The organism is Pseudomonas sp. RIT-PI-q, from assembly GCF_001297125.1.
Lineage (GTDB): Bacteria > Pseudomonadota > Gammaproteobacteria > Pseudomonadales > Pseudomonadaceae > Aquipseudomonas.
The window spans coordinates 1-26,009 of the sequence record NZ_LHPC01000081.1; the positions used below are offsets into that span (position 1 = coordinate 1).

The 26,009-nt window shown below is 62.3% G+C and carries 21 protein-coding genes and 1 pseudogene; 2 read left to right on the forward strand and 20 right to left on the reverse strand.

Translation table 11 applies throughout. The features are described 5' to 3' along the window. Positions 1 to 424 precede the first annotated feature (424 nt). The 20 genes and pseudogenes from AEQ67_RS33285 to AEQ67_RS33380 form a co-directional block, all read right to left on the reverse strand. A complete protein-coding gene (locus AEQ67_RS33285) occupies positions 425 to 1,291 on the reverse strand; it encodes a CsgG/HfaB family protein (RefSeq protein ID WP_059408190.1) in 867 nt (288 codons plus the stop codon). Between the two features lie 31 nt (positions 1,292 to 1,322). Further along, the gene (locus AEQ67_RS33290) at positions 1,323 to 1,742 is read right to left on the reverse strand and encodes a curli assembly protein CsgF (RefSeq protein ID WP_059408192.1); all 420 of its coding nucleotides are present in this window, start codon (positions 1,740 to 1,742) and stop codon (positions 1,323 to 1,325) included. Beyond that, positions 1,739 to 2,131, reverse strand: a complete 393-nt coding sequence (csgE, locus tag AEQ67_RS33295) for a curli production assembly/transport protein CsgE (RefSeq protein ID WP_059408194.1) — start codon at positions 2,129 to 2,131, stop codon at positions 1,739 to 1,741. Before csgE ends, AEQ67_RS33290 begins: the two co-directional genes overlap by 4 nt. A 4-nt stretch (positions 2,132 to 2,135) precedes the next feature. Continuing rightward, complete coding sequence (locus AEQ67_RS33300) at positions 2,136 to 2,675, reverse strand: type II secretion system protein (protein ID WP_059408195.1); 540 nt, start codon at positions 2,673 to 2,675, stop codon at positions 2,136 to 2,138. Then, the gene (locus AEQ67_RS33305; RefSeq protein WP_059408198.1) at positions 2,650 to 3,024 is read right to left on the reverse strand and encodes a type II secretion system protein; all 375 of its coding nucleotides are present in this window, start codon (positions 3,022 to 3,024) and stop codon (positions 2,650 to 2,652) included. Before AEQ67_RS33305 ends, AEQ67_RS33300 begins: the two co-directional genes overlap by 26 nt. 4 nt (positions 3,025 to 3,028) lie before the next feature. Continuing rightward, entirely contained in the window at positions 3,029 to 3,502 is a 474-nt protein-coding gene (locus AEQ67_RS33310; RefSeq protein ID WP_059408199.1) for a type II secretion system protein, read from the reverse strand. Between the two features lie 2 nt (positions 3,503 to 3,504). Continuing rightward, a complete protein-coding gene (locus tag AEQ67_RS33315) occupies positions 3,505 to 5,343 on the reverse strand; it encodes a secretin N-terminal domain-containing protein (protein WP_059408201.1) in 1,839 nt (612 codons plus the stop codon). After that, entirely contained in the window at positions 5,340 to 5,858 is a 519-nt protein-coding gene (locus tag AEQ67_RS33320) for a hypothetical protein (RefSeq protein ID WP_059408203.1), read from the reverse strand. The genes AEQ67_RS33315 and AEQ67_RS33320 overlap by 4 nt, the downstream gene beginning before the upstream one ends. After that, positions 5,858 to 6,406: a hypothetical protein gene (locus AEQ67_RS33325; RefSeq protein WP_059408205.1), complete on the reverse strand. Its 549-nt coding sequence runs from the start codon at positions 6,404 to 6,406 to the stop codon at positions 5,858 to 5,860. Before AEQ67_RS33325 ends, AEQ67_RS33320 begins: the two co-directional genes overlap by 1 nt. Then, on the reverse strand, positions 6,393 to 6,938 hold the full coding sequence (locus tag AEQ67_RS33330) for a PilN domain-containing protein (RefSeq protein WP_059408207.1): 546 nt from the start codon (positions 6,936 to 6,938) through the stop codon (positions 6,393 to 6,395). The genes AEQ67_RS33325 and AEQ67_RS33330 overlap by 14 nt, the downstream gene beginning before the upstream one ends. A 1-nt stretch (position 6,939) precedes the next feature. Then, positions 6,940 to 7,743 carry a hypothetical protein gene (locus AEQ67_RS33335; protein WP_059408209.1) on the reverse strand — a complete coding sequence of 268 codons (804 nt, stop codon included), beginning with the start codon at positions 7,741 to 7,743 and terminating at the stop codon, positions 6,940 to 6,942. Then, positions 7,724 to 9,430 carry a GspE/PulE family protein gene (locus AEQ67_RS33340; protein WP_059408211.1) on the reverse strand — a complete coding sequence of 569 codons (1,707 nt, stop codon included), beginning with the start codon at positions 9,428 to 9,430 and terminating at the stop codon, positions 7,724 to 7,726. The genes AEQ67_RS33335 and AEQ67_RS33340 overlap by 20 nt, the downstream gene beginning before the upstream one ends. Positions 9,431 to 9,514: 84 nt before the next feature. Further along, a complete protein-coding gene (locus AEQ67_RS34570) occupies positions 9,515 to 10,045 on the reverse strand; it encodes a response regulator (protein ID WP_082378017.1) in 531 nt (176 codons plus the stop codon). 221 nt (positions 10,046 to 10,266) lie between these two features. Beyond that, positions 10,267 to 11,220, reverse strand: coding sequence for a peptidylprolyl isomerase (locus tag AEQ67_RS33350; RefSeq protein ID WP_059408214.1), 954 nt, complete (start codon positions 11,218 to 11,220; stop codon positions 10,267 to 10,269). Positions 11,221 to 11,233: 13 nt separating this feature from the next. Next, entirely contained in the window at positions 11,234 to 12,784 is a 1,551-nt protein-coding gene (locus tag AEQ67_RS33355) for a cytochrome c/ABC transporter substrate-binding protein (protein ID WP_059408216.1), read from the reverse strand. Between the two features lie 8 nt (positions 12,785 to 12,792). After that, a complete protein-coding gene (locus AEQ67_RS33360) occupies positions 12,793 to 13,413 on the reverse strand; it encodes an SCO family protein (RefSeq protein WP_059408218.1) in 621 nt (206 codons plus the stop codon). Further along, the gene (locus AEQ67_RS33365; protein ID WP_059408220.1) at positions 13,410 to 14,066 is read right to left on the reverse strand and encodes an SCO family protein; all 657 of its coding nucleotides are present in this window, start codon (positions 14,064 to 14,066) and stop codon (positions 13,410 to 13,412) included. The genes AEQ67_RS33360 and AEQ67_RS33365 overlap by 4 nt, the downstream gene beginning before the upstream one ends. A gap of 12 nt (positions 14,067 to 14,078) precedes the next feature. Next, entirely contained in the window at positions 14,079 to 16,031 is a 1,953-nt protein-coding gene (locus tag AEQ67_RS33370) for a cytochrome D1 domain-containing protein (protein ID WP_059408222.1), read from the reverse strand. A 929-nt stretch (positions 16,032 to 16,960) separates the two neighbouring features. Continuing rightward, positions 16,961 to 22,794 (reverse strand): annotated as a pseudogene (mnxG, locus tag AEQ67_RS33375) (manganese-oxidizing multicopper oxidase MnxG). Between the two features lie 470 nt (positions 22,795 to 23,264). Then, positions 23,265 to 23,873, reverse strand: a complete 609-nt coding sequence (locus AEQ67_RS33380; RefSeq protein WP_059408224.1) for a lytic transglycosylase domain-containing protein — start codon at positions 23,871 to 23,873, stop codon at positions 23,265 to 23,267. Between the two features lie 194 nt (positions 23,874 to 24,067). On the opposite strand from AEQ67_RS33380, the gene gspG reads away from it, so the two are divergent. Continuing rightward, positions 24,068 to 24,502, forward strand: coding sequence for a type II secretion system major pseudopilin GspG (gene gspG / locus AEQ67_RS33385; RefSeq protein WP_059408225.1), 435 nt, complete (start codon positions 24,068 to 24,070; stop codon positions 24,500 to 24,502). Positions 24,503 to 24,516: 14 nt separating this feature from the next. Next, on the forward strand, positions 24,517 to 25,704 hold the full coding sequence (locus tag AEQ67_RS33390; RefSeq protein ID WP_059408227.1) for a type II secretion system F family protein: 1,188 nt from the start codon (positions 24,517 to 24,519) through the stop codon (positions 25,702 to 25,704). Positions 25,705 to 26,009 lie beyond the last annotated feature (305 nt).

Genomic DNA, 26,009 nt, shown 5'->3' on the forward strand with positions numbered 1-26,009 from the left:
GGCTCTCGGGGAGCAAGGTGCTTTGACCTCGATGTTCACCTTGGATGAAGCGTTTCATGGGCGACCCTTGCGATAAATTCTGGGAAATCATAGCAAGGGTTTGTTTCCACGTTTTTGCACACTCTGGGCCAGGGATGGCCGATGGCGGCGGGCCCACGGAGCAGGGCCGGAGCGAGGGCATGCCGAGCCTAGGCGAGGCACCGAACGAAAGGGGCAAGAGCCCTTGGTTACTTGGGGCTCTTCCAAGTGACACGCCGTAAGGGCGGAACCTTAGGTGGCCGTTACCGCAGGAATGGATATGTACACCTTCAAAAAATCTGTCGCCTAACACATAGCTTTCGCTGGCAAGCCAGCTCCTACAGTTCGGACGGGGTACATCAGCGGGAACTTGGTCGGCTATAAGGCCGCCAAGGTCCGCCCCGGTTCACTCGCCCTCGCCCTCAGGCACAACCTTGTTCTGAGTCAAATACCGATCCAGCGTCTCATTCTGTGCCGGCACCGAATTATCCCCGGCAATCTGCCACAAATGCCGCTCAATCCCCTGCGCCAGCATATGCCCCACCGCCGCCTCGATCGCCGACAACACACATAATTGCGCCGGTTCGTTGGTGGTATAGCCGACCTCAGCTTCCAGCAGCTTCTTGAACTCGATGAACTTGAACACCCCGGCACTGCGCGCCACAGAGTAGATCGTCTTGCTAGTCATCACATTGGCCAACACCTGGCCACTGCGCACATCCACCGCCCGCAGATTCACCGTGACCTGATCCACGCGATACTCCCGGGAAATGTCGATACCCAGATAACGCGCGCCTTCCCCACCGCTGCGCACGTTGGTGTCATACGCAATGATCCCGCCCTCAAGCATCATGTTCGCAGCCTGCAACGGTGGCAGTTCACCCTGGATATTCACCGGCGTATTGGGCTTTTTCTGCGAAGCGCGGATGATCTTGCGCTCGGTCAGCAGGTTCTGCAGCCCTTCACGCTCCAGCACCACGAACCAGCCGCTGGCCTGCAAGGCGTCCATCAACATACTCGCCGCGCCCTGGGTCACACTGGTGGAAAACGAACTGGCCGGCGTCGGCTTGTACTGACCGGTCTGGTCACGGAAGCCATACACCACGGCCATCAACCGGCCCTTGGGTCGTGGCATGTTGATCAAGTCGTAATACGTCGAGGCCCTCGGGGTCAGGGTCGGGGTTTTGGAGTCCTGCTCGGCCGACATCGGCTCGCGCAGACTGCACCCTTGTAATGCCGCCAACATCAGCCCTAGCACAATTATTTTTTTCATGTCCTTAACTCCCCATCGACCCAAATCCCCGTCAAGGGGCCAGGCCATTCACCTGGATTTCCGAAACTTCACCGGTCGCTCGGTCCGTGACTTCAATAGTCAGTGCACCGGAGTCATCGACGACGTTGACAATAAAGGCGTCGGTGGACAGGCTCCCCGTATTGCCAGTGGAGATGTTGTCCATCAACTGCCCCAGCAGCCGTGATTGCAGCTGACTGGTAAAGCGCTCCAGGGCCGAAGTGCCGGCCACGGAAGTGCGTTTCTTCAAGTCAGGATCGTCGTAGTCGTTTTGTGCCTGGGCGTTGTTGAGCAGCCACGTCCCGTTCAACGGGTTGCCGCCGAACGAAGGGTTGATGGGCGTATAGACCAGTTCCGTAGCCTGGACCAGGCTGCAACTACCCAACCCGAGCAACCAGAGCCCGAGGTGCCGCGAGAGCGTTTTCGTTTTCATAATTCGTCCCTCTCAAGGTCCGTGGTGTCCTGCAATAAGGTTTCCAGCTTGCGCTGGACAATCTGCCCGCGAACCCAGTCGGCGGCGTCATAGGCCTCGTCCTTGAGTTCCACGGTGTTCGGCGGCAGGAAGCGCCGATAAACCAGTCGCTGCTGATATTCCACGGTCACCAGGCTGCCCCAGCGAGCCGAAGGTCGTTCGCGTACCACCAGGTTGAAATCCATCGGGCTGGTGGCGCGCAGGCGTTCACTGAACGAGTAGTAAAAGTCGTGGCCGATGTGCGAAATCGTGTCATCGACGATGAAACCGAGCATTTCGTCCTCTTCGGCAGCCGACGCGAAAGACGTCATCAGCATCAGGATCAGGGCCGCCAGCCAGTGTCTGTTCATGACATCACCGCCCTAACGCCTGAGGCGTTGCAGACTGGTTTTTCGCAGGTCCCGACGTGCCATCGAGGAAGGCTTTCTCGGCCACGAACTGCCAGTCCTTGTAACTCGCCATGCCCGTGAAGTCCGACCACTGACTGGGGAAGTCCGTCTGCTTGAGCGGCTTGTCCGTGGAGGGACTGTTGAGGCCGGTGATGCGTCCGTCGAAGCCGCGCATCAGCATCCATTCGCCGCCACCGACCGGGTCCGGGTAGAGCTGACGCAAGTGGTGTTTGGGCGACGGAAAACGCTCGTCCTGCAGCAGGTCCGCCAGCTCTTTCGGGTACTGCGCCAGGCCCGGCGAACTGCGGTAATAGCTGCGCAAGGCCTGGGCGTATTGAGTACCGACCCAGAGCAGCTGGCGTTCGCGATCGCGGCGCGAGGCGGTCGACCACAACTCGCCGGCACTGGCCAGGCCCATGCCCATCACCATGATCAGGAACAGCACGCCCAGGTAAGTGAAGCCCGCCTCGTTGGAGGCCTTACCACTCGGAATAAAGGCTGCCATCACGCGCCCTCCCTGTGGCACCGCTTTTGATATCGGCGACTCCGCCCGCTACACCGTCCGGCGGCGCCACCAGGACCCAGAGGTCTTTGCGTTCAGCGATCGGGTCCATCGGCGCGTTGCGCAGGTAGCGCTGTTCCACCAGTTGCTCGAGCGAGTCGGGGCAACGCCCGGTGTCGCCGTAGTAGTGATCCAGCGCTTCGCGCATTGCCGACAGGCTTTGGCGCAGCGTGGTCTCTTTCGAGGCCTCGAGGCTGTTGAAGTAGCGTGGCAAGGCAATGGTCATCAGGGTCGCGATGATTGCCATGACCACCATCAGTTCCAGTAGGGTAAAACCCTTTTCCCGACGCATATGCTCACCACTCCTTGTACGCGATGCCGTTGAGCCCCTTGCCCCGGGCCTTGGAGTAAACGTCAAAGACGTCTTCGCCCTCCCGCGGGTTTTGAGCCGAGCTGTCATATGAGCGCAGACCCCAACCACCCTCGTCGTCACGCTTGACCGGTGCCAGCGGGTCATGGGGCACGCGCCGCAAAAAATAGAACTTGGCCCCCTTGGCGCTGCGCACATCGCGCACGCCCTCTACCAGCACTTTCAGGTTCGGCGGATAGCCGCTGCTGTTCAGCGACTTCTCGATATAACCGGCGTCGAAAGCCCGTTTGTAGGCGTCGATGGCATCGCGAATCTGGTACAACGCAGCCCGCAGATCCTGCTCTTTACCCCGGCGCACCACGGTCTCGGTCAGCGGCGCGGCCATGCCGGCCAACAGGCCGATCAGCGCCAGCGTGACGACGACTTCGATCAGGGTAAAACCGCGTTCCGAGGCTTTCATGATTAGCGCTTCTCAACGACAACAGTGGTATTGGCGGAAGCGACCGGCCGATCGATGGGCTCAGCCTGAGGCGGCTCTTCCATCCGACGGTCCGGCGCCTGGATGTGCATGCTGGTTTCGGTGCCGGTCGGGAATTCCATGTCCGACGGGCTCTGGTACGGCAGGTTGCGCACGATCCGCGGAGTGATCGACAGCACCAGTTCCGATTTGCTGACGTTGTCCTTGTTGCTGCCGAACAGCCGGCCCAGCCCGGGAATGTCGCCAAGGCCCGGGATCTTGTTACCGGTAGCGCCATGGTCGTTGCGCATCAGGCCGGCCAGGATCTGGGTTTCGCCGTCATGCAGGCGCAGGGTGGTCTGGGCGTTACGGGTATCGACTTGAACCGGAATCGTGCCTTGGCGGGTCGGTTCCAGCGGTGTGGCGTTACTGACTTCCAGGGCGATCTTGATTGCCACTTCGTTGTTCAGGTGCACGGTCGGCTGCACTTCCAGCTTTAGACCGACATCGAGGTAAGTGACGCTTTCAGTGATGACCGGGCCTTGGGTCGACGGCACCGAGGTGGCGCTGATGATCGGTACACGCTGACCAATGTGGATGCGCGCCTGCTCGCGGTTACTGACACGAATCACCGGGCTGGCCAGGGTGTTGATGTCGTTGTCCTGCGCATTGATCTTGGCCTGCGGCGATGGCGAGATCGTGATTCGGCCGGAGTTGATGCCTTTCAATTGATCGAGGAGCTGCACCGGAGAGCCGTCGCTGTTGACCACACCGAAGGTGTTCGGCCATTGCAGGCCGAGGTCGAGAATCCGCTGGGTAGCGACTTCCATCACCTCCACTTCCAATACCACTTCAGGGTTGGACTGGTCTTGGGATTGCAGCAGCTTTTCGGCCATGCGCACGGCGTCTTCGGTGTCGCGCATGGTCAGGGTGTTGAGGCGTTCATCGACGAACACGTCGCGGGTCTTGAGCATGGTTTTGATCATGTTCAGCGCGGTGTTGGCATCGATGCTGGTCAGGTAGAACGTACGCATCACCAGCTCTTGATAATCCTTGAGCTTTTGCGGCGAGTCGGGGTAGATCAGCACCGTGTTTTCGTTCACCACTTTCTGATGCAGCTGGTTCTGTTGCAGCAGCAGTTCCACGGCGTCTTCGATGCGCACTTCACGCACGAAGATGGTGGCTTTCATGTCCGGGCGCAGGTCCTTGTCGAAAATGAAGTTCAGACCGGCGACCTGGGACAGCACCTCAAAGATGGTTTTCAGGTTGGCGTCGCGAAACTCCAGGGTCACCGGCCGATCCAGACGGGTCCGCAGTTGCGGATAAGGCACCACGTTGCGGCTCTGAACCAGGCGGACGTTGCCTTGCAGCTCCAGTGCCCCCTCATTCTGTGGGTCCAGTTCGAGGATCTGTTTCACCTGGCGTTCGGCGCCGTAGATGTCGCCGCGACGCAAGTCGCCACGGGCCAGTTCGAGTTTTTCATCGAGGCTGCGCATGTGTTCGAGCTGGCGCAGTGCGTCCTGGGCGCGGCGGTTGTTGGGCTCGATGGGCAACACCCGGCCGTACGCCATGCGGGCCGAGGCGAAGTCACGCTGGGTGCGATCCATGTCAGCCTGGGTCAACAGCGCCGTCACGGCACGGGCACGGCCGCTGTTCAGGGCCAGGTGCAGCTCGGTGTCCCGTGGGTTTTCCTTCAGTCCTTCCTGGATACGGGCCAGGCCGGCTTCGTACTGCCCCGACTCGATCAACTCGGACGCCTCTTGCTTGGCGACCTGCGCCGAGCTGCACGCGGCCAGCCCTGCACAGAAGCAGACAAGGCTCATCAGCAAACGGGATCTGTTCATTGCGTGCTCCCCACAGACAAGGTCTGGGACAAATGCAGAGGCAGGTAGACAAAGCTGAGTTCCACATCGGAAATCCCTTCGATCCGCCAGGTTTCGTCGATCACATCCCCTTTGCGTACGACGTATATTTTTTCGCCGTTCTGCAAAAACACTTGCAGGTCGCGACGGTCATCAATCTTGCCAATGAACAGGAAAGGCATCGGCGGTGCAGTGGGGACTTGCACCACCGGGGTCAGGTTGACGGCTTGTTCGTTGACGCTGGCGAGCACCGGTGCGGCCTTCCAGCTGCGGGCGGCGAACAGGTCGCCCGCCGGGCTCAGGTCCTTGATCTCCGCCGGTTTGCCGGTGGCAGCAGCGGCCGGCAGTGCACCGCGGGTTTTGCTTTTGCCTGGCGTGGCAACCGTGGCGACCGCAGCATCGGCGTCGTCTGCCTGCTGGAAGTAATCAGGCCCCCAAGTCAGCGCCGCGGCCACGCCGAAGAACGCCCCCCACCCCACTACGCGTTTGGTATTCATCATGCCCTCGACAGGTAAAGGGTCATGCGGATCCGCCCGGTCGGGTCGGTGTCGGCGATTTTTTTACGCTGAAACTCCACGCCCCCCCCCCCCACCGCCGGCAACTGGCCGAGCAAGGCGTGCAGGAAGCGCCGCAGTTGCGGATAGCTGCCGCGCACCGGCAGCAGAATCTGATAGCGGGCCAGGTGCGTCTTCGGGTCGATGCCCAGAGAATATTCGCCACGGGCCAGGGTGATGTGTTCCTGAGCCGCCAACGCGTAGATCTTGTCGATGGCGACGGTGGCCTGAGGCTGCGACGGCAGCTTGCTGCGGAAGTCGTCGAGCTGACGCTGTGGCACCACCGGCGCGGCGACCGTGCCGTCTTCGACCTTGGCCAGGTACTCGCCGGCTTCGCGGGTCTGCTGGCTGAGCGTTTGCAGCGAATGCCAATCCGGCATCAGGCCGCCCAGGCCATACACCAGCGCCAGCGTCAGCATGGCCAGCCCTGCCAGACCGGGAATGCCCAGGCCTTGCAGGTATTCGTGGACGATCAATCTAGGGATTTGCATCGCCGATCTCCCAGCTAGCCGACAGGTTGAATTGCACCGGGTGTTCCGGCACGTTGGCGACGATCTCGTGGCTCAGCAGCGACACATCGGACAGCTCGTCGCTGGCTTCCAGGCGCCGGTGAAAGTCGAGCATCGCTTCCAGATCCCGCGCTTCGGCGCTGATCCGCACCTGGCCTTTGCGCGCATCCGGGGTCAGGGTCAGCAAGGCAATGTCGTCGCGCGGCATCGCTTCGAGCATGGCGAACAAGCGTTCCCATGGCCGGCGCAATTGCTGGGAAACCTTGCGCATCTCGGCCAGGTTCTGTGCCTGTTCACGAGTTTCCGCCGGGCTCAGGCTGACCTTGCTGCCGGTGTCGCCGCTGAGTACGCGTTGGGTGGTTTGCAAATGGCCTTGCTGTTGCGCGGTGTGTTCACTGAGGTGTTGTTGAATGAAGAAGCAGGTCAGCGTCAGCACTACGCCACCGGCCAGCAGGCTCCAGCCCAATGGGCCTGAGCGGCGGCGCGGCTGAAAGTCGAGCATCAAGGCGCGCATGTCAGGCCACCGCCCGGGACATGACGTACAGGCAATCGCGTACGGCACTCCGGTCTTCTTCGAGGGTGCGCAACTGCACGCCGGGCACCTCGGGATGAGAGTCAATGCGCGCCGGGGCGTGCAAGTAAACATTCAGCGGCCGTTCACTGGTGGACGCCTGCAGTTGGCTTTCGCGGCCGATCAGTGCGGTCAGTGCGGCGTCGCTGTCGCTGCTGCCCACCGAACGCACCGACGTCCAGCGCCCTTCCCGGGCCAGCAACAACACGCTGCGCACGGGCTCGGCGACCACGAACAGGAAGTCGCCGGCATCAAAGCTCTTGTCGAAATGGTTGAACGCCGCCATCAGGTACGGCTGCACCGACCGCAGGCGCAGGCCACGGCCCGTGGCCAACGTGCGCAGATGCGCCAGCAAGTCTTGCGGCAGCGCCGTGGCGACCCGGTCGTAACCGGCGGGTTCCGCCGACAGGACCATGCTCCAGGGCTGGCTCGGCACGCCATAAAGGTCTTCGAAGCACAGTTGGGCAAACCCGAGCAATTCGTCGGGGCTGCTGATTTGTTCGCTCCAGGGCACCAGGCAAAACCGGCTGAAGTGACCGGAGATCACCACGCTCAATTCGGCACCGGGACGGGTGTGTTCGCCGAGCAAACGGTCGAGGGTTTCCAGGGCCACGGCCCAGGCATGAAAGCCTTCGTCGATAAAGCCGACGCTGCCCAGCCACAGGGTTTCGCTGCCCCGCCGCTGCCCAAGGCCGACACCGCTGGCGCCGAGCACGGCGACATAACGCTCACGAGATAAAAGTGACACGATTGATCTCCTCGAGTGTGGTCCGGCCTTCCTGCACCAGCTCCAGCGCCGACTCGCGCAACAGGCGCAAGCCACGGCTGCACGCCAGGGCCTTGATTTTCGAAATGGGTTGGCGCTCGACAATGATTTGCCGCAACTCGTCGTCCAGGTGCAGCAACTCGGCAATGGCGGTACGCCCGCGATAACCGGTGCCCCGGCAATGGCCGCAGCCCTTGCCATGGACGAAGCGGTAATGGTCGACCTTCTGCGGATCGAGCCCGGAGAGGCGCAGTTCCTCATCGGTCGGGTAGCTCGGCGCACTGCAACTGGCGCACACCAGGCGGATCAAGCGCTGCGCCAGCACCGCATTGAGCGCGGAGACCAGGCTGTACGGGTCGATTTCCATCTGGGTGAACCGGCCGATCACGTCGAACACGTTGTTGGCGTGAATGGTGGTGAACACCAGGTGACCGGTGAGTGCCGATTGCACGGCGATCTGTGCGGTGTCGGGGTCACGGATCTCACCGACCATGATCTTGTCCGGGTCATGGCGCAGGATCGAACGCAGACCACGGGCGAAGGTCAGGCCTTTCTTTTCGTTGACCGGGATTTGCAACACGCCCGGCAGTTGGTATTCCACCGGGTCTTCAATGGTGATGATCTTTTCCACACCGTGGTTGATCTCGGTGATCATCGCGTACAGCGTGGTGGTTTTGCCGCTACCGGTGGGGCCGGTCACCAGCACCATGCCGTAGGGTTCGGCCGCCAGCCGGCGCAGGTGGCGCAGGGTTTCGTCTTCAAAGCCCAGGGCTTGCAACTGCACGCCGCAGACCTTGTCCGCCAGGTCCTGTTTGTCGAGCACCCGCAGCACCGCGTCTTCGCCAAAAATGCTCGGCATGATCGACACCCGGAAGTCGATTTGCCGACCGCTGATGCCAATCTTGAAGCGACCATCCTGCGGTACGCGTTTTTCGCCGATGTCCAGTTCGGCCATGACCTTGACCCGGGAAATCACTTGTTCGGCGAATTCGCTGCCCTGGATTTTGCTGATGTTGTTGAGCACGCCGTCGATCCGGTACTTGATCACCAGGCCGCTGCCGGTGGTGCCCAAATGGATGTCGCTGGCGTGCATTTTCAGCGCGTCGTACAGGGTCGAGTTGACCAGTTTGACGACGACGCTGGCGTCTTCGCTGATGCTGGTCAGGGACAGGCTTTGCAGGGTATCGAGTTCGATATTGACGTCGGCCTGGGCGTTGAGCGATTCCACTGCGTGGAAACTCTCTTCGTGGCGCGCCAGATAAGCCTTGAGGTCGTCGGCGTGCACCAGGTACAGCGGCGCGCCGTGCAGGCAGTCATCGATCCAGGCCAGTCGCGACGTGTCGAACGGGTCGGCAAACACGCCGATGACCGCATCCTCGTGGCGCAGCAGGATGAATTCGCGCTTGATGCATTGGGCCAGGGTGACCCGGTCGAACACCGGGGTGGCTTGAAACAGGGCGTCGGTGTCGAGCACCGGATAATGCAGGGTAGCGCCGAGGGACTGGATGAAAGGCATGGGGGCCAGTTCGCACAACACCCCGAGGGCTTCCAGTACCCGTTCGCCGGAACTGGCGGCCCGGGAACGTGCCTGGGCCAGTTGCTCACTGGAAAATCGAGACGGTACACAGTCCAACAGCGCCGGTTCGACGGCAAGGAATAGACGGTCCATGGCATGCTCTCCAACGCCGGGGGCTTTGAGCCCTGTCGACGCGGCGAGCAGTTACGGTGGGGGCCGGAACGTCTTGTCGCGCCACTACTCCCCGGTGAGCAATTGTTCGTCGTCTGGTGCCAGGGAAGCCGATGTTCGTCGGCGATCTGCCAGCACCCAACTACCGTCGTACAACTGCAGCGGGAAACTCTCGGTCCTGCTCTGGCGTCGTTCGACAAAACCTTCGGATGTGCTCATGCCTGCCCTGGGTTCGCGTTGCATGCCCAGAAGGTCGCAGACTGCTCGGGCCAATTCCGCCAATGGAAAGGGTTTGAACAGGATATGACTGACTCCAAGTTGCCGGGCCCGCTCACAGACTTCAGCGGTCGGGTGCCCTGTGATCAGTACAAAATGACACTTCCTGTTCTGGCGGACAGCATCGAGCACCTCAAAGCCTTCCATGTCGGGCAAGCGGTAATCGAACACCATCACATCGGGGGCAAACTGTTCGGCTTCACCGATACCCGTCGCCCCATCATGTGCAATCCGGACTTCCAGCGCTTGCGCCTGAAGGTAATCCTTGAGGTTTTCGGCAAGGAGCTGTTCGTCTTCGACAACCAGTACTTTGTTTAACAAGGTCGACTCCTTGAAACCGCAGGTCCGATGTTCCAGCCCTGGGAGTACGTGCCTTGATTAGGCTAACGCACACTTCATGCCAGGCTGAGCACCGGATTATTTACCGTTGCACGTCTTTGATTTCCATGAAAAAACCATTTCGTCCAGAATCCCCGTCCCCCAAAGGCGGGGAAGCGTACGGAGAGGCTCTGAAGCTTTTCCCCACTATTGGGGGGGAACCTTCAATCATCGTCAATCCGTTCAATGCGATTACTCGATCGCAGCTGCGCCAAAACCTGAAGACGAGCCTGGACCTGTTGCTGTCGGGCAAGGTACGCCCTGACCATTTCAAGTCCCTGCTCTTCTGAGACATTGGCTGCCTCCATGTGGTTCTGTAAATAGATTAAATGCCAGCCCACGGCCGTGCGCACCGGTTCACTGACAGCTCCCGGCTTCAGGGCAAAAGCGACCGCCTCAAACTCCGGCAGCATGCGCCCGCGAGGAAAGTAGCCCAGGTCACCGCCCTCGCTGGCGGATGCGTCTTCGGAACCGGCCCGGGCCACGCTGGCAAAGTCCTGACCCTGACTGATTTTTACCCGCATCTCCTCTAAGCGTAGCCGCGCTGCCTCAACTGTGGCGGAATCGGCGCCCTGAGGCACTTTGACCAGGATGTGCCGGGCCTGGATTTCCTCGGGCCGGCTCATCTCGGCGCGGTGTTCAGCATAGAACGCGCGGACCTGTTTTTCGTCCGGCCCGGTGACCTTGGTCAGCTCGGCGAACATTTGCTGGGCCGCCAGTTCGCGACGGGTGTACTCGGCAAAACCGGCCTCGTCGAAACCGGCATCTTGCAGACGCCGGGCGAACACCTCGGCACCGCCCATGGCCTGCCGGGTCTGATCGACCTGGCTTTGCACCGTGGAGTCACTGATCACCACCCCGCGCTTGACGGATTCCTGCCACAACAATTCTTTGTCGATCAGAGCCGTCAGCGCTGCCTGGCGCAACTGTTTGTACGCCTTGGGATTGCGAATGCTGGCCACCGCCCGGCCCTGATCCTCCAGGTATTCGGCGAAATAACGTTCCAGGCGAAATTGGGAGATTTCCTCGCCGTTGACCCGCGCCGCGGCCGGGCCGTTGCTGCAGAACGCTACGGGAACCCACATCGCCAGCAGGATCAGCAGAGTGTTGAGTTTCATGATCGACCTCCCATCAAGGTGTGGCGGCAATCGGTTTATAAGGAGCGACCAGATAGAAACGCTGGTCGGGCAAGTCCACGGTGACAATATGCGCACCACTCAAGCCCAGGCGACGGCCCGGCCCGAAGCTGATCAGCGGGGTCAGCCCGGTATCGAAGTCATGCAGGCCTTCGAGGGCACTGATGAGCTTCTCGCGGCTGGCATCGCGCCCGGCCTGCTTCATGCCTTCGCTGAGTAGCAGCATCGAGCTGAACGCGCCGACTTGCAGCACCGCGTGTTCGCCGCCAAGCCCCTGATGTTCGCGCAACTGGGTCAGGGCCAGGCGTCCGGCCAGCGTCCAGTCACTGGGTACGAACGGATACGCCAGAAACACCCGCCGGGAAAAACCACTGGGCACCTGAAACAGGTCGCCTGCCACCTGGTTCGACGCGGCGAACAGGTAAGGCACCTGCCCCGCCGACTGCAAGCGTTCGGCGAGACGACTGAAACCACCGCCGCTGCCCAGGTAAAACACCGACCGCGAGCCCAATGGCAGTGCGTCCTGCACCGAGTCATAGACTTGCAGGGTGACCTTCTGCCAGGCGTGATCCTGCAAATACTGGCCGAGGTTCTGCGCCGCCAGCCGTTGGCTGGGCTCGTCGGGGTAAGTGATCAGGGTCGGCCCCTGCAACGCCCGCAACCTGGCGGCGGCGTAATCGGCCAAGGCGAGCAATTGCTCGCGCAAGCCCGGCAACGGTTCGAAAATCTGTCGACTGGACTGCGCCGGGCCCAGCAGCGACAGCGGTCCGATCAGTGGTATCCCGGCCTGCCCCAGGCGTGCGGCCAGGTCCGAGTCCAGTGCCGGTGCCAGCGGCGCGATCAGGGCGAACACTTGTTCCTGCTCGATCAACCGCGCCAGCGCCCTATCGGCACTGGCGCGGTCGGGGCCGGGGTCGAGAATGGTCAGGCGCAACTGCCGGCCATGAATCCCGCCCGCCTGGTTGATCCGCGCCACGCTGCCGTCCAGTCCCGCCGCCACTGTGGCGCCCTCCTCGGCCAACGGTCCCTGGCTCGGCAACAAGGTGCCCAAGTGCAGACTGTCGGGGGTCAGGCCCGGGTCGCGGTCATCGGCCAGACGCTTGAGGTAGGCCGTGAGGTTGCGCTGATCATTCATCGACAGCACGAACCGCGGCATCGCCGGGTCGAGCCGATTGTTGCCGGAGTCACGCCCTTCCTGGATGGCTCGCGCCAACGTGCCCTCGGTATAGGCCGGATAACTGCGGCCATTGATTTGCTGCTGGCCGTATTGGCTGGTGAGCCGCGCCCAGTTCAGATCCGGCGGTCGCACCCCGCCTTCCGGTCGCCCCAGGCCATCGGCGCCGTGGCAATTGGCGCACGGCAGGCTGCTGGCCGGCAACAGCATATCGGCCGCGCCAACCCTGGCCATGATCGGCTCGCCGCTTCCGGACAGTCCCTCGCGGTACAGCCGCTTGCCGGCACTTTCGCTGGGACTCAACGGCAACGCATGCGCGGCGAGGCTGAGGCCACCGAGCAGGAGCAGGATGAGGGCGAGAGAGCTTTTCATGACACGGTTCAACGACCGACCACGGGCATTGCCAGCAACTGCAAGCGCTGGGCAATGGCGGCGGCCGGGGCATCGGGACGGATCTTGCTCCAGCGTTTGTTGGCCACGTCACCGACGATCAGCTGCGTGGAATGCTGTTCGGGGGTCGGTACGATCTGGCCGATGCGCCCCAGTACGAGGTCCATCTGCGCTTTGTCGCCAGTAAGAAAAAGCCAGTGGGGCCCATCGACGCCCTGCTTCAAGGTGTAAGCCTTGAGCACCGCCGGGGTGTCCCGCAGCGGATCACTGGTAAGGGAGATAAAGGTGATGCCATCGGCCTTGTCACCCAATACTTCGCGAACCTCCTTGAGTTTGCGGGTGATCAGCGGGCAGGCATCGTTGCAACTGGTGAAAATCACGTTCAGCAACACCACACGGTTTTGCAGCGCGTCGCTGTAGAAGCGCAGGGTGTTGCCGTTCTGGTCCTGCAACGGCGTGTCGGTGAACCAGGTTTTCGCATCGCGCGTACCGGTCGCCGGTTGTGCGGCGGCCACGGCGGGCTCGGAGACTGCGTGCTGTTCGTGGGAAAACGCGAAAAAGCTGATAATGCAAAAGCACATTGTCAGGAAGATCAAAAAGAGCGCTTTCATGGCTGCTGCTCCATGGCGATGGCGGTGTGTTTGGCGTGGGAGTTGCGCTGACCGCTGAGTTTCTCGACTTCACGGGTCAGCACCGTCGGGTCGGTGAAGCCGTAATAGCGGGTCCAGTGGCGGCTATTGCCGTCCCCCACGAGGATCAGCGGCTGATGGCTCTTGAAGTCGCCGCTGAAGGTGCCGAGGCCTTTGAGGGTTTCGTTGATCGACTGCGAGCTGCCGGTCAGCCAGGTCCAGCCCGGGCCGTTCTGGAAGTTGCGGGCGTAGTCGTTCAGGCGCTTGGCGTCATCGCGCTGCGGGTCGATGCTGATCGACACCAATTGCACCTCACCCCCCACCCGCGACCCGAGCTGTTTCTGCACCTTGCCCATGATCGACGACACCACCGGGCAGACCGTGGTGCAACTGGTGTAGATGAAGCTCATGACCACGATCTTGTTGGTCACCAGGTCTTTTTCCAGGCGCACTGCTTTGCCGTTCTGATCCACCAGCGCCACGTCGGCGAATTTGACCTGGGCGCTCTCCGAGCGAGCGGCCTTGGGCGGCATGTCGTGCCCGGCGTGCTCGTCTGCGGAGTGGGCCAGGGCCTGGCCGACACCGACAGCCAACAGGCAGAAGGTCAGCAGTCCACGATGTGCGTATCGGTTCATGTCGAATTCCTCTCAGTGGGCATCGCCGGGCAGGACCCGTACGCTGGCAAAAGTCTTGTCGTCGAAACTCGCGCCCAGGGACGCGGCACGCACGTGCAGATACCAGGCGCCGTTCTGGTCGAGGGTCACCGGGGCTTCATAGATGCCGTTACCGACGTCCAGGGCGGCGACTTCCCGGGTGCGCGAGGTCGGGGCGCGGAAGTAGCGCACCTGAACGTCCTTGACCCCGCTGCGCTGTGTCTTCTGTTTGCCCTGGACGATGCGAAAGCGCACGACGTATGGGCTGCCAAGGGCGGCGGTGGATGTGTCGAGCATGAACTCCACTTTCGGCACACCGGCGTGATGCTCAAGCGTGGTGTCCGGTTCAACTAATGCCGTGAAGCAATGGATGATGTTCGGTTGATTGAGCAGGAAGGCCACGTCGAAACGCCCGGCGGCTGGCAGTTTGATCCGTGCGCTGTACACCCCCGGCTCGACCTCGCGCAGGCTGCGGTCGATGACCATCGCCGCGCGCGCCACTTGCCCGCGATTGGGGTAACCGGACATCGGCGCGTTCATGCCTTCGGCGTAGAAGTAGGTGGTGTTGTCCACCGGGTTGACCACGAATACCGCGTTGTCATCGCGCGACACCGCCAGGCTCGATGCCAGCGGCAAATCACCGGCCAGCCGTGGCGCTTGTGGCCCGGCTTCGAAGCCCTGGCTGATCGGCGTGCGCCCCTCACCGAGCGACGACAGGTTAATCATGGTCACCTTGGCCGAGGCCAGGCCGCGCACGTAGGCGTAGGCCTTGGTGAACACCACTTGGTAGGGTTCGGCGGAGACGTCCAGTTGATGGATCAGTGAGTCGGTGGCGGCGTCGATCACCGAGGCCTGGTTCTCCAGGGTGTTAAGGACGACGCCGAAACGACCGTCGGCGCTGAAGCCCATCGGGCCCAACCCTTGTTTGATCTTGATCACCCGGCGCACGGCGAGGCTGGCGGTATCGACCACGGTCACCGTGCCGTCCTTGCCATCGGCCACATACACCGCCTGGGACAGTGGCGAGTACGCCACCGACAACGGATGCGAGCCGGTTTTGAGCTGTTTGCTGAGGGTCAGGCTGGCGATGTCGATGATGCTCAGGGTGCCGTCGTCGCGGTTACTGACGAAGGCGTAACGGCTGTCCTTGCTGAAGGCGATTTCATGGTGCCCGGCACCGGTGGCCAGGTGTTTGAGGGTCTTCAGGCTGCGGCTGTCGATAACGGTGACGCCGGACTCTTCGGCGGACTTCGCGTTATTGCCCACCCACAGCAGGCGTTCATCCGGTTGCAGGGCCACGCGCACCGGGTTGCTGCCGGCGGCCACCGAGTCGATCACCTTGAACTGTTCGCTGTCGATCACCGCCACTTCGCCGGCGGTGGGCATCGAAACGAACACGCGTTTGTTGTCTCGCGGCGTGACCCAATCCATCGGTGGTTGCTTGATGTCGATCCTGGCCATGGTGCTGGTGATGCCGCCCACCGACACCGACGGATCGACCACTGTGACGCTGGCATCGCGGTTCATCACCAGCAGGAAGTAGCTGTTGAGGTCGAGCAGCGGCCGCGCGCCGATGCTCGATTTGAGAAACACCCCGACCCGGGATTTGCAGCTGCGTTCGCGACCCTGGGCCTGGTCGGCGGCGACGGCTTCCGGGTCAAGCCAGGCACCGGGCGCGACGCCTGACAGTGGCTGGCCCGAAGCGCTGTCAGTGACCCGCAACCGTACGTCGGCGAAGCCCCCCTCGCGCAGTACGCCATCCTCGGCCAGTGGCTTCACTTCGAGCGCCACCGACACCCCGTCGCGCTCAAGTTTCTGGCCGGTCCAGGTGTCTGGCAGCGCGACCTCGCTGAGCATGTCCGGCGGAGTCGTGCGCCATACCCCCAGCCAGATCAGCGCCAAGCCGACAACCAGCGCACATCCGGTGATTTTGATGGTCCTGTTCATGTTGCATCTCCCCTTACAGATCCATGCCTGCCTTGCGGCCGCCTTCGCTCCTGTAGGAGCCGGCTTGCCGGCGAAGAGGCCCTCGAACCCTGCGTCGACCTCTCGGCCGCCCTCATTCTTGTAGGAGCCGGCTTGCCGGCGAAGGGGCCCTCGAACCCTGCATCGACCTCTCGGCCGCCTTCGCTGGCAAGCCAGCTCCTACAGTTGGACGGTGTGCGTCCTATCCCTTGCCGGCCGACCTCTCGGCCGCCCTCATTCTTGTAGGAGCCGGCTTGCCGGCGAAGGGGCCCTCGAACCTTGCATCGACCTCGCGGCCGCCTTCGCTGGCAAGCCTGCTCCTACAGTTGGACGGTGTGCGTCCTATCCCTTGCCGGCCGACCTCTCGGCCGCCCTCATTCTTGTAGGAGCCGGCTTGCCGGCGAAGGGGCCCTCGAACCCTGCATCGACCTCTCGGCCGCCATCGCTGGCAAGCCAGCTCCTACAGTTGGACGGTGTGCGTCCTATCCCTTGCCGGCCGACCTCCCGGCCGCCCTCATTCTTGTAGGAGCCGGCTTGCCGGCGAAGGGGCCCTCGAACCCTGCGTCGACCTCTCGGCCGCCTTCGCTGGCAAGCCAGCTCCTACAGTTGGACGGTGTGCGTCCTATCCCTTGCCGGCCGACCTCCCGGCCGCCCTCATTCTTGTTGGAGCCGGCTTGCCGGCAAAGAGGCCCTCGAACCTTGCGTCGACCTCGCGGCCGCCTTCGCTGGCAAGCCAGCTCCTACAGTTGGACGGTGTGCGTCCTATCCCTTGCCGGCCGACCTCCCGGCCGCCCTCATTCTTGTAGGAGCCGGCTTGCCGGCGAAGGGGCCCTCGAACCTTGCATCGACCTCTCGGCCGCCTTCGCTGGCAAGCCAGCTCCTACAGGGGCGGTGTCGCCCCATCCTGGCCGTTACGGCGCTGGTGCCGGTTCAGGCTCGTTGGTCACCCGCAGCAATCCCCAAAGCCCGGCGGTGTTGCCATAGGCGCCGTAATCGCGGAACAGGTAGTCGCCCGGTATCGCATTGCTGCCCCCGGCGCTCGGGTGCATGAAGCTGAAGTGCGCCGCCGGCAGGATGCTTTCGTGGGCACCGATGTACATCGACATCGGGTTGTAGCCGAACCGCACCGAACCCACCCCAGGCGAACTCATCGGGTAACCACCGGTATCGCTCTTCTCCGACTGGAACGGGTTGACCGACCAGACGTGACCGTCAAGCTGGAAGGTCGTGCCGCGGCTGCCACCGGTGGGCATCATGATGTGGGTGCGGAACGGTTGCCCCGGCTTCACATACAGCACCGGTGTCTGCGGATCGCCGCCCACCAGCGCATTGCTGTAAGCCATGTGCGCGTTAGGCACGTCCCCGTAACCGTGGCCATCGGCATGACCGAACGGCGCATCCGGTGCCAAACCGAAGCGGAACCACAGCGGCTCGGCCTTGTAGTTGATGGCCATGCTCGAGTTGTCCTGCGGATCGGTCGGCACACCCAGGCCTTCAGCGGCAATGCCTTCCACCGGCCGGCCGTTGGCCCAGCGGATGTTCAACGCCTTCTGCCAGACCATCGCAAAGTCGCGGTAAGTGGTTTGCCCCGGCGCAGTCACCGTTGCCGTCACTTTGCGTGCATCGTCAACCCAGGTCGCGCCAATCGGCAGGATGCTCATTGCACCACCCAGGCCTTTTTGCGGCTGTTTGATGACGTCCGCCGGGGTGAAATTCAGCCCGCCGAACTCCACCGCCGTGGCGTTGATGTTGTCGACACTGCGACCCAGTTGCGTGATCGGCTTGCCTTCACGCTCCAGATGCCCGGCGTAGTACTGATAGGTACGCGTCGGGTACGCGCCGGTGTTGCCAACACGTGGCGGCACGGTCTGGATCGGGTTGGCGCCGACGTTGGTGCCGTCGGATTTGGTGATGTCGTACGCCAGCAGTTGCGCGTGCAGGCCAACGTGGCTGGACGGCCGCATCAGGTTATTGCTGAAGGTGGTGGAGCCCAGGCCGCTGTTGCGATCACGCTTGACCATGCCTTGCATCACCGCCGTCTGGGTCAAGTCCGGCATGACCATGGGCAGGCGGTTTTCCAGGGTGATGTTGATGCAATCACCTGCCGCCGCACGCAGCACCAGCGGTTCGACGGGCACACCGGGTTTGAGCTTGCCGGTGATCGGATCGAGATCGCCTTTGCGCACATACAGGATCGCCGTCGGGTCAGCAGCGCCCCTCTTCACCCGCCGATGGTGAACGTCTCGCCGTCTTCAGGATCGGTCACGGTGACCTGCGGAATGCTCACGGGCCGCGAGTTGAACCCCAGGGTGCCGCCCGCCGGATTCAACGGCCCGCCGACATGCTGACCGAGCCCCGCCGGATCTCCGATGGCCAGGCCCAACGGGTTGCCGAGGATGTCGTTGGCCAGCGCCGCGACCACTTCATAGTTGCGTTGCACGGTTGGCCGGGTGCCGATGCCATTCGGGTTGGCGCCGATCCGTGGGCAGGTGCCGTCGAAGGCCACGGTGTTGCGCATACCGGCGGGTTTCGGGGTGTTCGGCAGCGCGAACAGATCACTGCGCTGGGCCGTGTAGTTGCGCATCACGCCCCAGATCCCGCTCCAGTAGCCTTCCAGCGAAGCGTCCATCGAGTACAGATAATCCCCCGTGGTCGCCGCCGAGCTGGACAGCATCGAGACCGGTGCAATGAAGCCCATCTGCTCGGAGATCCCGATCATTTGCGACGAGCGCCAGCCAGAGTTGGAGCTGTTGCCGTAACCGGAACCGCTTTGCAGCCATTTCACGCCGTGCAGCGTCACGTTGTGCTCTTCTTCGTGACCGCCGGCGTGCACCCGCAGCCGCACGTTGTCACCGGTGTAGGTGCGCAGCATTGGGGTGAACGGGTCGCCCGGTTCCGCGCCGCCCTTGTTGATGTGTGGCGGGAACAGCGTGGTGCCGCCGGTGGGGCCGGTGGCGGCGGTGACCAGGTTTGGCGCCAGGTTCATCGCCGGGATAGCGCGGTCGGTACGGCTTTGCATGGCGTACGCCAGGTCGCCGCCGAGGCCGTCGGCCTGCATGCCGCGCTTGCCGTCCGGGCCGACCTTGTTCGGGTCGTACACCCGCAGGGCCAGCGGTTCGTTGCGGTAATTGACCACGAACATGCCCGGGTCATCGACCGAGATTGCTTGTGGGCATGGCCGGCTTGGGCAGCCGGGCACTTGCCCGCCTTGCACTTCGACGATCCCTTCCAACAGGTTGCTGGCGTTATTGCGCACCGGCGGGTTGATCGCGTAGCGGAAGCTGTCCGCCGTGGCCGGGAAGGCTTGCGGATTAGGCACGCCGTTAGGACCAGCGCCGACGTACACACCAGCTTCATAGGCGTGCTGGAAGTCGCTGTATTCGAGGAAAAACTCACGGAAACTGTCGTTCTTGCCGTCACCGTCCAGGTCACCGGTGGAGACCACCGCTTGCCATGAAGTGGGCCCGCCGTCCTGCCGCGCGCCGCTGTACAACGGCTCGCCGGTTTCGGCGTGGAACCAGGTGGAACCGGCCGGCTCAGCCAGCACGGTGGCGTACAGGCCAATCTGTTGGTGAGTCGATGGGCCGAGGTGGTCGTGGGTGAAAATGGTCCCCAGGCCACGGTCGACACCTTTGGCGTTCACCACCGGATCGACAAACCAGCGCTGCATCGCCGTGCGCGCGCCGACCCAGTCGGCCCGGCCATATTGACCGAAGAACGGGTGATTCTTGGCTTTCGGACAGGCCGGTGTGCCGTCACGCGGGTCAGTGCCCTGGCACTGGTTGAACTCGCGAATGGCGTGGATACGTTCTTGCACCGCACCGGGGGAAAGCACGCCGTCTTCGTAGTTCCAGCCGTTGGCCGAACCGTCGGCCGCTGTCAGGTCCCATTTCGGCAGGTGGATGTGCTGGCCGATCACGTCGGTCGGCGTGCGCACCTGATAGTCGTCCATCTCATAGGTGGCCGGCACCAGGTTGGTTTGCTGGTACTGCACGCAATCGAAGGTGTTCATGCGCATCACCAGCGGTTCTGGCGGACGCTGCTTGGTGATCACCGGCCAGGCGTCTTCCCACAGAGCGAGAATGCGCGCTTGCGGGAAGTGATAGCCGACCTTGTTATAGACCGCATCGAACTGGATGTTCGCGGCTTTATAGATTCGTGGACGGTCGGCGGTGAAGGACGAGGAACCGGTGAAGGACATGCCGTCGACCCGCTCACCACTGGCAAACTCGCCGGTGCCGGCGCTGCTGGTCAGGCGTTTTTGCCGGTCGTCCATGCACGGTTCGTAGTACGGAGCGCCAGCAATCGGTAATGCGCCGTTGGTGCGGAAGTTGCGCGCCACGACTTGATTGCCGGGCAGCACAGCGAAGCTCGGGTGGTCTTTTTTGGCGTGGAACGCCATGGCCGCCTGTTCGACTTCGGTGCCCTCTTCCGGCATATAAATAGGTTTGGCGCGGGTCACTTCCTTGGAGAAATCCAGGGACGTGGTGATGGTATTGGCCTGACCACCGGCGGAGAAGCCGTCCAGGGAGTGACGCCCCAAACCGCCGTCCCAGCCACCGGACTGAGCCGGGTCGAGGTTGGCCCACAAGGCGTTGCCGCTGGTCTTCAAGGCCTGGGCCTTGGCCGCGTCGAGCATGTCCAGCGGTGGCGTCGGTGGACGCTGGCCGACCGAACTTTCCATGCCGCCGATCCAGAACGGATAGCCAGGGTTTTTCAGGCTGCCGTCGGCGTTGCGGTTGGCTTCACTGCGATCCACCAGGGCCAGCGAACCGATGGCTTGAGGGCCGCCGTTGCCGCCATGATGTTCGCCGTCGTCGTCCTCCTCGTCATCGTCGTCACCCCCCCCGGCCACCAGGGTTTCGCCGATTTTCGGCACGACCGCGACCTTGCCTGGCATCGGTGCCATGGCTTTGCCCGGCAGCGGCACGACCGCAGGAATCGGTGTACCGGCAATGATCTCGCCATCGGGCAAGGCCCGAGCGCCAGCCGCTGGTTTACCGCTTCGCAGCGCATAAGGTTCGCTGTGATAACCGTCGGCGCCCTGCTGGGACACCTCAAGTTTGGTGCCTTCTTCAAACACATCGTGAACCCGCCACATGCTCCACATGCCCTGGGCGAAGTGCGGGTAGAAGTGGCAGTGATAGATCGCATCACCGGCGACGCGGTTGCGGTTACCTGAACCACCGTTGGCGATTTCATAGGTGTAGCCGGCCCCCGGACCGATGCCTTGAGCGTCCACATAATCGGAGTTGTCATCGTTGGGGTTGAACAGCCACTGGTGCCCGTGCAAGTGGAAGATGTGCTGCTCATGGCCGTTGTGGGTGTTGCGGAATTTGACGAAGTCACCGATGTAGCTGTGGTTGACGTTGGACGGCTCGGACGGGTACAGCGCCATGGTCGCCTTGACGCCGATCTGATCGGCCCTCGGTGCCTGGCCCGGAAGAATGCCTTCCAGACCGGCGTTGGCCGGTACGTCCACCAACATTGCCACGTCGCCGACAGTGTGCGAACTGAGGAAGAATTCTTCGTAGGCGCAGGACAGGCAGTCGTGCATCGGCCCCACGCCCAATCGGTTGGCGACCACCTCGGCGCCCATGCCGCCGGAGCCGTAGTTGATCATGAACGAATCGCGGGTCGGCTCCAGCACGTGGGCCATCACCGGGTCTGCAAAGTAGGCGGGGAATGCCTGGGTTGCAGCGGTTTCATCCTGGAATTGCGAGGCGAAATCGCGGAACGGTTCCAGCCGATTGGGCAGCGCCGGGTTACGTTTGCCAATGGCTTCCAGCGGATAGGTCGAAGGCGGGAAGCTGCCATCGGCGTTGCTGCCCATCACGATCGCGTCGCTCTCGCTGGAAATGATTTCGTTGCCGTCGACCATATTGATGATTGGCTTGCCGGCTTTGCCCTCACGGATCCACGGTTCGCGTTGCGGGTAGCGTGCCTGGTAATCGACGATCGGCTGCCCGGCCGGCGTGCGGCCAGCGCTGGCCAGACGCATCTCTTCTTCGGTCACGGTATTGCGATAGGTGCGGCCGCCCTTGGGCACCACCACCACTTGGCCGAACAGGCCGTTGGCGACGTTGCCCGCATCGCCTTCACCACCGAACGTTGCGCCACGGCTGCTGGCGGCAAACGCCCCTTCGCGCTCGGCGAACAAGGTGTAGGAACGGCTGGCACCCGGGGGAATCAAGGTATTGGCATTGCGCCCGGTATAGGACGCAATGTCGTCGATGCTGTTGACCGCCTGCATGCCATTGACCTGGAAGCCGACGTGGCGGTCGGTGACCTGCTCGTCGACCTTGAAGTCGTCAGCGTTGCCGATGGCGACTTCACCTTCAATCTCACCCTCTTCCTCTTCCCCGCTTTCGTGGCTGCCGGGGTTGGCCTGGTAGGCCAGCAGGTTTTGCAGGTTGATGGTCAGGCAATCACCGGCGGCGACGCGCAACACCAGCGGACGCGGACGCTTGTCGGGCCGCAGCGAGACTTTGCCCGGCACCGCCGCCCCGCCCTGGGCCAGGGACATGTTGTGGTCATCGACCACGTCGCGGCGCAGGGCGAACATCATGCCGTTGACGTTCTGCGCGCCGAGGCGGTTGAACATCAGCGGCTGGTCCAGTGCCACGACGTTGGCCACCAGATTGCGCTCGCAGCGTACAGCAGCGTCGGCCAGCTGGATGCCGAACATCGGCGCTAAAAACAGCAGCAGGTGAACCAGGTGATGAACGTGAGGTATGCCAGTCATGATCACGGGCCTCGCTGTGGGGCTGCTCACAGGAATAATTCTCGATAAATCCGCTAGAGCAATCCGCATGCCATAAATAATTTAGTTGATTTTCAATTAGTTACCGATACCACTTAACAACTCGGGGGATATTCCCCCACTTATTACCCACTTTCCTGACCGAAGATAACGCCTATCCCGTAGCCGCTCGTTCCCTGTAGCAGCTGTCGAGCCTGCGAGGCTGCGTTCGGCGGCGAAGCCGTCGTAAACCCTGCACGCAGGTTCTTCCTGACACACCGCGGTGCCTGGTTTTACGACGGCTTCGCCGCCGAACGCAGCCTCGCAAGCTCGACAGCTGCTACAGGTCAGGATCAAAAGATCGCGGCCTTCGGCAGCGCCTGCATTCGATCGGCGTGCGCCCTGTAGGAGCTGCCGAAGGCTGCGATCTTTTGATTGTGGGAGCCTTGCCCCACATGTGGGGAAATCCCCAATCACAGCGGCGCGTCCACGGCCAGGCCCTGCAAACGCCGGTATTGGCGCAAGACACTGGGCACATAACGCTGGGTTTCGGCGAACGGCGGGATCCCCCCGCCACGGCTGAGCACCGCTTGCGGCCCGGCGTTGTAGGCGGCCACGGCGAGGCTGATGTCGTTGTCGAACATCGTCATCAGGCGCTTGAGATAACGGGCACCGCCCTGGATGTTGGCCTTGGGGTCGTAGACATCGGTCACCCCCAATTCCCGTGCGGTGTCGGGCATCAGTTGCATCAGCCCACCCGCGCCCTTGGGTGACGTCGCGCCAGAGTTGTAACGGGACTCGGTCTGGATCACGGCATGCAACAGCGCCGCCGGTAAGTGATTGGCCGTGGCCGCCGCCGAAACCAGTTCGGCATAGGGTTGCGCGGCAATCATCTGCGGTTGCTGATCGAGGCTGACCAGAGCCTTTTCAGGCTCATGAATCACCCGTTCATAGGTGCGGCCGGGACGGTGGACATTGGACAAAACGTAGCTGCCCTTGGCGTCCACGGAAACGAACACATCGGCCTGAGCGACGCCGGTCAGCACAAGCAGACCGAGCAGTCCTGTGGTGAATGTTTTCATGTTCTTGCCTCCCTGACCGGCCCCGAAAAATGGGGGTATTGCCCCAATGGCCGGTAGTAAACAAGCCATACGCAAGCACTGTGCCGTAAGTGCGAAGGCCCGTAATTCGGGGGGTACAGGAGGATGTCCAAGCATGAGCATGGCAATTGCATAAGCCTTTATTGCGACCCTTCTGCCAACTCTGTGAGGTCATCATGAATCAGCGTGTGAAGCGTGCCCCGCGTACCCAAAGCGGGTTCACCCTGCTCGAACTGTTGGTGGTGCTGGTGGTGCTGGGGCTGTTGGCCGGCATCGTCGCGCCGAAGTATTTCGCCCAGCTGGGCCGTTCCGAAGTGAAGGTGGCCAAGGCGCAAATCGAAGGCCTGGGCAAGGCACTGGATTTGTACCGTCTGGAGGTCGGCCATTACCCGTCGACCGAACAGGGCTTGCAGGCGCTGGTCACCGCGCCCAGCGATGAAACCAAATGGACCGGCCCTTACCTGCAGAAAAAACTGCCGCAGGACCCGTGGGGCCATAACTACACCTATCGCTACCCCGGCGAAAACGGCGAGTACGACCTGCTGTCCATGGGCAAGGACGGCCAACCCGGCGGCGAAGGCGAAAACGCCGAAGTCACCAGTTGGCAATGACAGGAGTGGCGACCATGCGCTTTCATCTCAAGGCTGTGGGCAAGGCCGGTGTGGTGTCGATGACCGTCGAGGCGCCCGGCCACAGCGAAGCCCGGCGCATCGTCGAAGACCAGGGCCTGCGGGTGGTCAGCCTGCACGCCGAGCGGCACTGGCGAGCATTGCGCCTGCAAAAGCGCGAGACCTTCAACCTGGTGTTGTTCAGCCAGGAATTGACCACGCTGCTCAACGCCGGCCTACCGTTGATCGATGCGCTGGAAAGCCTGGCGGAAAAAGAAAATGCGCCACAGGCGCGTAAAACCTTGAGCGAACTGGTGCGCCTGCTATACGAGGGCAAATCGTTTTCCCAGGCATTGGCCCAGTTGTCGGCGGTGTTCCCGCCGCTCTACGTGGCGCTGGTCCAGTCCAGCGAGAAGACCGGTGCCGTGGGCGATGCCTTGGGCCGATACGTCAGCTATCGCCAGCGCATGGATGAGGTTCGACAAAAAATCGTCAGCGCGTCGATCTACCCCTTGCTGTTGCTGGTGGTGGGCGGCGGCGTGGTGTTGTTTTTGATGGGCTACGTCGTGCCGCGCTTCAGCCTGGTGTTCGAAGGGCTGGGGTCGAACCTGCCGTGGTTGTCGCAGATCCTGATGAGCAGCGGAATGTTCCTGCACGCCCATCAGGCTGAATTCTTCGGCACGTTTGCGGCCATCGTCGTCGCCCTTGGCTTTCTCCAGCGCCAACCGGCCTTTCGTCGGGGCGTGGACCGGGTGATCGAAAAACTCCCGGCGGTCCATCAACGCATCTTCATGTATGAACTCGCGCGTTTCTACCGTTCCCTGGGGATTCTGCTGCAGGGCGGCATCCCGCTCGTCACCGCCATGGGCATGGTCCGTGGCCTGCTCACCGTCGCCTCCCGCGCACGCCTGGACCAGGCCTGTGAACGGGTGCGCGAGGGGCAATCGCTGTCCACCGCGCTGGAACTCAATCACCTGGTGACCCCGGTGTCCCTGCGCTTGCTGCGCGCCGGCGAACAGTCCGGCAACCTCGGGCAAATGATGGAACGCAGCGCCGACTTCTACGACGAGGAAATCAGCCGCTGGATCGAATGGTTCGTGCGCTTGTTCGAACCGCTGCTGATGACCTTCATCGGCCTGCTGATCGGGGTCATCGTCATCCTCATGTACATCCCGATTTTCGAGCTGGCCTCCAGTATTCACTGACCCCTGGAACAAGGGCGCGCTGCACGTTGCGATGGTTATTTTCGTTGCAACTGAATAAATCGGTTCGTCGGGGTGTTTACCAACGTTCCATCTGAATTTATGAATGCAGCACGTTGCATTGTTCATCAACGTTCCAATCTGAATTAGAAGACGGAGAACGACATGCACATCAACAAGCTTTTACTTGCAGTAGCTATTGGCGCGGTCCTGTCGGCGTCTACCGTATTGATTCCGGACAGCCTGTCCGGTGTCTCGAGTGCTCAGGCCAAGGACTGTGGGGGTGGCGGTGGTTCTGGCGATTCTTT